At 72.4% G+C, this 5326-nt stretch carries 4 protein-coding genes; 2 read left to right on the top strand and 2 right to left on the bottom strand.

The genetic code is table 11. From position 1 onward, the window contains the following. Nucleotides 1-26: 26 nt before the first annotated feature. Nucleotides 27-1316 carry an ABC transporter substrate-binding protein gene (locus ACFRCR_RS16480; protein WP_377679022.1) on the bottom strand — a complete coding sequence of 430 codons (1290 nt, stop codon included), beginning with the start codon at nt 1314-1316 and terminating at the stop codon, nt 27-29. 231 nt (nt 1317-1547) lie between these two features. Continuing rightward, nucleotides 1548-2612, bottom strand: a complete 1065-nt coding sequence (locus ACFRCR_RS16475) for a LacI family DNA-binding transcriptional regulator (protein ID WP_377679021.1) — start codon at nt 2610-2612, stop codon at nt 1548-1550. Between the two features lie 329 nt (nt 2613-2941). On the opposite strand from ACFRCR_RS16475, the gene ACFRCR_RS16470 reads away from it, so the two are divergent. Then, complete coding sequence (locus ACFRCR_RS16470; protein ID WP_377679019.1) at nt 2942-4525, top strand: DUF1524 domain-containing protein; 1584 nt, start codon at nt 2942-2944, stop codon at nt 4523-4525. Nucleotides 4526-4865: 340 nt separating this feature from the next. Next, entirely contained in the window at nt 4866-5237 is a 372-nt protein-coding gene (locus ACFRCR_RS16465) for a peptidoglycan-binding protein (RefSeq protein WP_377679018.1), read from the top strand. Nucleotides 5238-5326 lie beyond the last annotated feature (89 nt).

Here is a 5326-nt window from a genome sequence, read left to right as displayed (position 1 = left end):
GCCCCGCGGCGGGTGCCGCCTGCGCCCTACTCGGCGGCGGCGGCGGCCAGGTCGGCCTGGTACTGCGCCAGGTCGGAGGCGCCGGAGGTGAACTTGCTCGTCGCGTCCGAGATGGCGTTGAGCACGGCGACCGAGGCGGCCGCACCGTGGGCGAGCGACGGCACGATCGTGTCGTCCGCGAACGAGGTGATGGCGGTCTGCTGGTACTCGGAGAAGTCAGCAGGGTCCGCGTCGGTGCGGGCCGGGATGGAGCCCTTGGCCTTGTTGAACGCCGTCTGGCCCTCGAGGCTCGAGACCGTCTCGATCCAGGCCTTGGCGCCGTCCGCGTTCTTGGCGCCCACGGGGAGCGTGAACGAGTCGGCGAGGAATCCGAACATGCCGTCCGTCCCGGGGACCGGGAAGTAGGTGAAGTCGGTGCCGGCGGTCTTGCCTGCCTCCTCGAACGCCGCCACGGCCCAGTCGCCCATGACGTTGAACGCGGCGTCGCCGTCCATGACGAGCTGGGTGGCCTCGGGCCAGTCCAGGCCGTCGCGGTCGGTGTTGGTGTAGCTCATGAGCTTCTGGAAGTCCTCGAGAGCGGCCGTGACCTCGGGGCTCTCCCAGTCGGTCGTGCCGTCCCACAGCCCGTTGTAGGCCTCGGCGCCGAGGTCAGCCATGAGGATCGTCTCGAGCAGGTTGACCTGGGTCCAGGTCTGGCCGACCGAGAGGGCGGTCTTGCCCGTGGCCTGGACCGCGTCGAGGGCCGCGAACCAGTCGTCGAGGGTCGCGTACGTCGCTGCAGGGTCGAGGCCCGCCTCGGTCAGTACCGCGGGGTTTGCCCAGACCATGTTCGAGCGGTGGATGTTGGACGGCATCGAGTAGATCTTGCCGTCGACAGTCAGGAGGTCGATGAGGTCCTGCGGGAAGACGTCCGTGACCCCGAACTCGTCGTACAGGTCGGAGATGTCCTCGATCTGGGCGGCGTCGATGTAGTCGGTGAGCTCGGCCCCCGCGTGTGCCTGGAAGGTGTCCGGCGGGTCGTTGGCCTGGAGCCGGGTCTGGAGCAGGTCCTTGGCGGCCGATCCGGCGCCGCCGGCCACCGCGCCGTTCACGAAGGTGTAGTCGGGGTTCTGCTCGTCGAAGACCGAGACGAGGGCGTCGAGGCCGGCCTTCTCGGAGCCGGCGGCCCACCAGGTGAAGACCTCGACGTCGCCGCCCGCAGCATCACCCGAGCCGCCCGAGGTGGAATCGCTACCAGAGTCGCCGCTGCAAGCCGCGAGGGCCAGGAGGGCTGCGGTGCCCACCAGTGCCCCGGCGACGCGTAATCCGTTACGCATGGGGTCCTACTTTCGTCGTTGACAGCGCTGTCAGGAACAGGTCGAACGTAAGACCGTGCACCGGGGTCTGTCAAAGAGGTGCGCCGAATCGTTACCTCGGGGAGACCTGGGCGGGGTTCGAAGAGGACGACGACGACAAAGCGACCGACCCGGCAGGTCCGCACGCCCAGGGTCGACCGGCCGCCGCGCACGCCGAGCATCTCGCCGGACCCGTCGCACCGCGCCGTCAGGTCACCGTCCTGCCGGGACCTCCACCGCGGTGAGGCGCGGCGTGATCTCCCCGGAGCCCCGGGGGATCAGCACGGTCGGGACGATGCGCAGCCGGGGGGCACCCCCGGGCGACTCGATGCGGTCGACCGCGAGCCGCGCGGCCTCCTGGCCCATCACGGAGATCTCGTACCCGACGACTGTCACGTCGAGGACGTCCGCGAGCTCGAAGTCGTCGAACCCGACGAGGGCGACGTCGCGGCGCGTGCCGTGACCGGTGCGCAGCGCCCGGAGCGCGCCCTGGGTGATCTTGTTGTTGGCCGTGAGGATCGCGGTGGGCGGCTCGTCGAGCGCGAGGAGCCCCTCGACCGCCTCGCGGGCCGTCGCGGCGCCGTGCAGCCCGTCGCGTACGTAGCGCTCGGGGTCCTCGATCCCGGCGTCGCGCAGCGCGGCGACGAAGCCCTCGTGCCGTTCGCGGAACGTCCACAGGCGGGACAGGTCGCCGGCGAGCGCGATCCGGCGGTGTCCCTGTGCGAGCAGGTGGCGGGTCGCGGCGGCGGCGCCGGCGCGGTTGTCGAGGACGACGGTGTCCGCCTCGATCCCGCTCGGCGGGCGGTCGAGGAACACGACGGGCACGCCGGTCGCGAGCTCGGCATGGAGGTAGGAGTGGTCGGCGGCCGTGGGGGCGATGAACAGGGCGGCGACGCGTCGTTCGATCAGCGCGTCGATGAGCTCGCGCTCCTGGTCAGCGTCCTCGTCGGAGCTCGTGGTGATGAGCTGGAGCCCGTGCTTGCGCAGCTCGCGCTCGATCCCGCCCGCGAGGTCCGAGTAGAAAGGGTTCGCGATGTCTCCCGTCACGAACCCGACGAGCCGGGAGCCTCCTCCGCGTGCGAGGTCCGCTGCGACGGCGTTGCGCCGGAACCCGAGCGCGTCGGCGGCTGCCCTCACCTTGAGGCGGGTCGCCTCGGCGACGCTGGGCTCGTTGTTGAGCACGCGGGACGCCGTCTTGAGGCTGACTCCCGCGGCCTCGGCCACCGCGGCGAGGGTCGGGCGACCTCCGCCGCGTGCGGTGCGGCCTCCTGCGGCCATGTGCACCCACCCCCGCACGGTTCGACTGGCGGGATTCTTCCACACCCGCGGCTGGCTCCGCCCCGACGTGCCACGCCCGACGCGGTTCGGGCGGCCAGGACCGTCCGGCGTTCCTGGGGCGAGTAGACCCTGAAACTGACAGCGCTGTCAAGAGCGACGTGCGCCCACCCCTCGCCGTCCCTCCGTGAGACCGCACCCGCGCCCCGCGCCAGGGGCACGCCGGACCGATTCGTGGCCACCCGACGCTCTCCGCTAGCCTTCGATCGCCCTGTCGGTCCAGGACGCCGCCGGCGGGTTGCACGCAGGCGACCAGAGCAGCAGGAGGCGTCATGGGTCGCACCGCTCCGGGGTGGTATCCCGACCCCTCCGCAGCCGGTACGGAGCGGTGGTTCGACGGCGACCGCTGGTCCCAGCACACCCGTCCCACGGTCCTGCCCACCAGCACTCAGCGCCTCCCCCTCGGCGTCGGGACGCTCGGCGGCGACGCGCCCCGTCCGACGAACCCGCCGGGTGAAAAGTCCCCCGGCATGCCGTTCGCCGAGGTCCGCCCGGCGGTCGACGAGCAGCCCGCGTCGTACGCGCCCGCCTCGACCGTGCGGGCGCTGCCTCCGATCCCGCCCCCGCCGGGACCGGTCGCACAGCCCGCGTCACCCGCAGGCCCGACGGCGTCGCGCGCCTCGGCCCGTCGGGCCAGCCCGACCCGCCAGAGCACCTCGGCGCGTCGGCCGCCTGCCCGGCAAGGGCTCCTGTCCGGGCCCGCGCTCTGGGCGGGCTGCGCCGTGCTCGTCGTGGCCCTCGCCGGGAGCGGGGTGGCCCTCGCGCAGAAAGGCGGCTCGGACAGGCCGCCGACCCCCGTGACCTCCAAGGCGACGAACGCCCCGCCACCCGTCGAGGAGCCCGCGGAGGACCGGACCCCGGACTACCTCGAGGTGGCCAACTCGGCCGTCCTCGAGGCGCAGGCCCTCGACGTCGACGCGGTCGTGGCAGCAGCTCCCTCCCAGTCGGCGCTCGCGACGGTCGCGCTGCTCGAGGTCGGCGACCGGGACGTCTCCGCCGCGTTCTCCGTCGAGGCCTTCGGGGCGCGTTTCGCCGACACCGACGGCAACGGGTGCGACACCCGCAACGATGCGCTCGCCAGGTCGTTGTCCGGGGTGTCGTTCAAGCCCGGGACGAGGGACTGCGTCGTCCTGACGGGCCTGCTCGCCGACCCGTACAGCGGCACCGAGATCGCCTTCGAGCGCGGCCCGCTGTCCTCGGAGAAGGTCCAGGTGGACCACGTGGTCGCCCTGACCGACGCGTGGCACAAGGGTGCGCGGGCGTGGGACGCGGCGCGACGCGAGGCCTTCGCGAACGACCCGCTCAACGTCCTCGTCGTCGACGGCGCCCTCAACCAGCAGAAGGGCGACGGGGACGCCTCGGCCTGGCTCCCCCCGAACGAGGCGTTCCGCTGCGCGTACGTCGCGCGCCAGGTGGGCGTCAAGTACACCTACGGGCTGCGCGTGACCAGCGTCGAGAAGGCAGCCCTCGTCGCCGTCCTCGCGACGTGCCCGGGCGAGCCGCTGCCGACCGGCAGCACGCTCCCCCCGCCCCGCGACCCCGTCGTCCCCCCGGTCGAGAAGCCCCGGCCGCGCCCCACGCAGACCCCGACGCCCGAGGCACCCCCGGTCGCCGAACCACCACCGCCCGCCCCGGTGCCGTCGACGCCCACCCCGACCCCGACACCCACCCCCAGCAGGACCCCGGTCCCCGAGGACTGCAAGGTCAAGGGTCTCTACGTGCGCGAGATCGACGGCGCGACCAACGTCTACTACGTGCGGGGCGAGGAGTGGAACTTCCGGGACGTCAAGGCCGACGTGTGCTTCGAGAGCCGCAAGGACGCGGAGGCGGCAGGCTTCAAGCGGGCGTGGTGGTAGGGCGCCCGTGTCGTGCCCCCGGAATGACGCGCGGGGCTGAGCAACGAGCGGGCGCGCGACAAGGCTGTGCGTGACGTCCGGGCGGAAGCCACGGGCGCGCAGGACGCTCCGGGCACGGGATGCCTTTCGTGGGGTCGGCCGCGGACCCATCCGGGGGCTCGCCACCACCGATCCCCTCCGAAGCAACGCCGTCCGACCCCAGGCGCGAGCACCTGTGGCTTGCTAGCGTGGCAGCGGCGCCAAACGGCGCCAACCCGACAATCCGGAGGTAGATCGCATGCGTCAGGTTCAGCGCCGCACCTTGGGCGCCCTCGTCACCCTCAGCCTCACCATCGGTGGCATGGCTGCCGCGACCGCAGTCGCGGCTCCCGCCTCGGCAGCCACCCCGTTCTGCAACAATCACTACCTGCCCGCCGGAAACCTCGGCGTGCCCGGCTTCGTCAGCGGTGGCACGACGACCTACGTCTGCACTCTCTCCCAGGGCCGCACCGGGTTCCCCGTCAAGCTGCTGCAGCAGAGCCTGAAGTACTGCTACGGCCAGAACATCGCGCTCGACGGCAGCTTCGGTCCCGCCACCCGGTCGGCGCTCATCGCGGCGCAGAGGACTGCCGGGGTCGCCGCTGACGGCGTCTACGGCCCTGTGACTGCCAAGGCCATCTACCACTCGGGCTTCTCGAACGGCAGCGGCCAGCAGTTCTGCGGGAAGTTCTGATCGATCCCGGTCGGTGGGGCACCACTGCTGGCGCCCCACCCACCGGCTACCGCTCAGGCAAGGTCGAACCACATCGCTGGGCGCACCAC

This window comes from Oerskovia sp. NPDC056781 (assembly GCF_042789955.1).
Classification (GTDB): Bacteria; Actinomycetota; Actinomycetes; order Actinomycetales; family Cellulomonadaceae; genus Oerskovia; species Oerskovia rustica.
Note: the sequence above shows the minus strand (reverse complement) of the source record. Positions and strands in the feature narration are given on the sequence as shown.

Excerpts from the sequence above, each read along its gene's own strand:
- ACFRCR_RS16470 (WP_377679019.1), top strand. The coding sequence starts at position 2,942 with ATGGGTCGCACCGCTCCGGGGTGGTATCCCGACCCCTCCGCAGCCGGT.
- ACFRCR_RS16465 (WP_377679018.1), top strand. The coding sequence starts at position 4,866 with ATGGCTGCCGCGACCGCAGTCGCGGCTCCCGCCTCGGCAGCCACCCCG.
- ACFRCR_RS16480 (WP_377679022.1), bottom strand. The coding sequence starts at position 1,316 with ATGCGTAACGGATTACGCGTCGCCGGGGCACTGGTGGGCACCGCAGCC.
- ACFRCR_RS16475 (WP_377679021.1), bottom strand. The coding sequence starts at position 2,612 with ATGGCCGCAGGAGGCCGCACCGCACGCGGCGGAGGTCGCCCGACCCTC.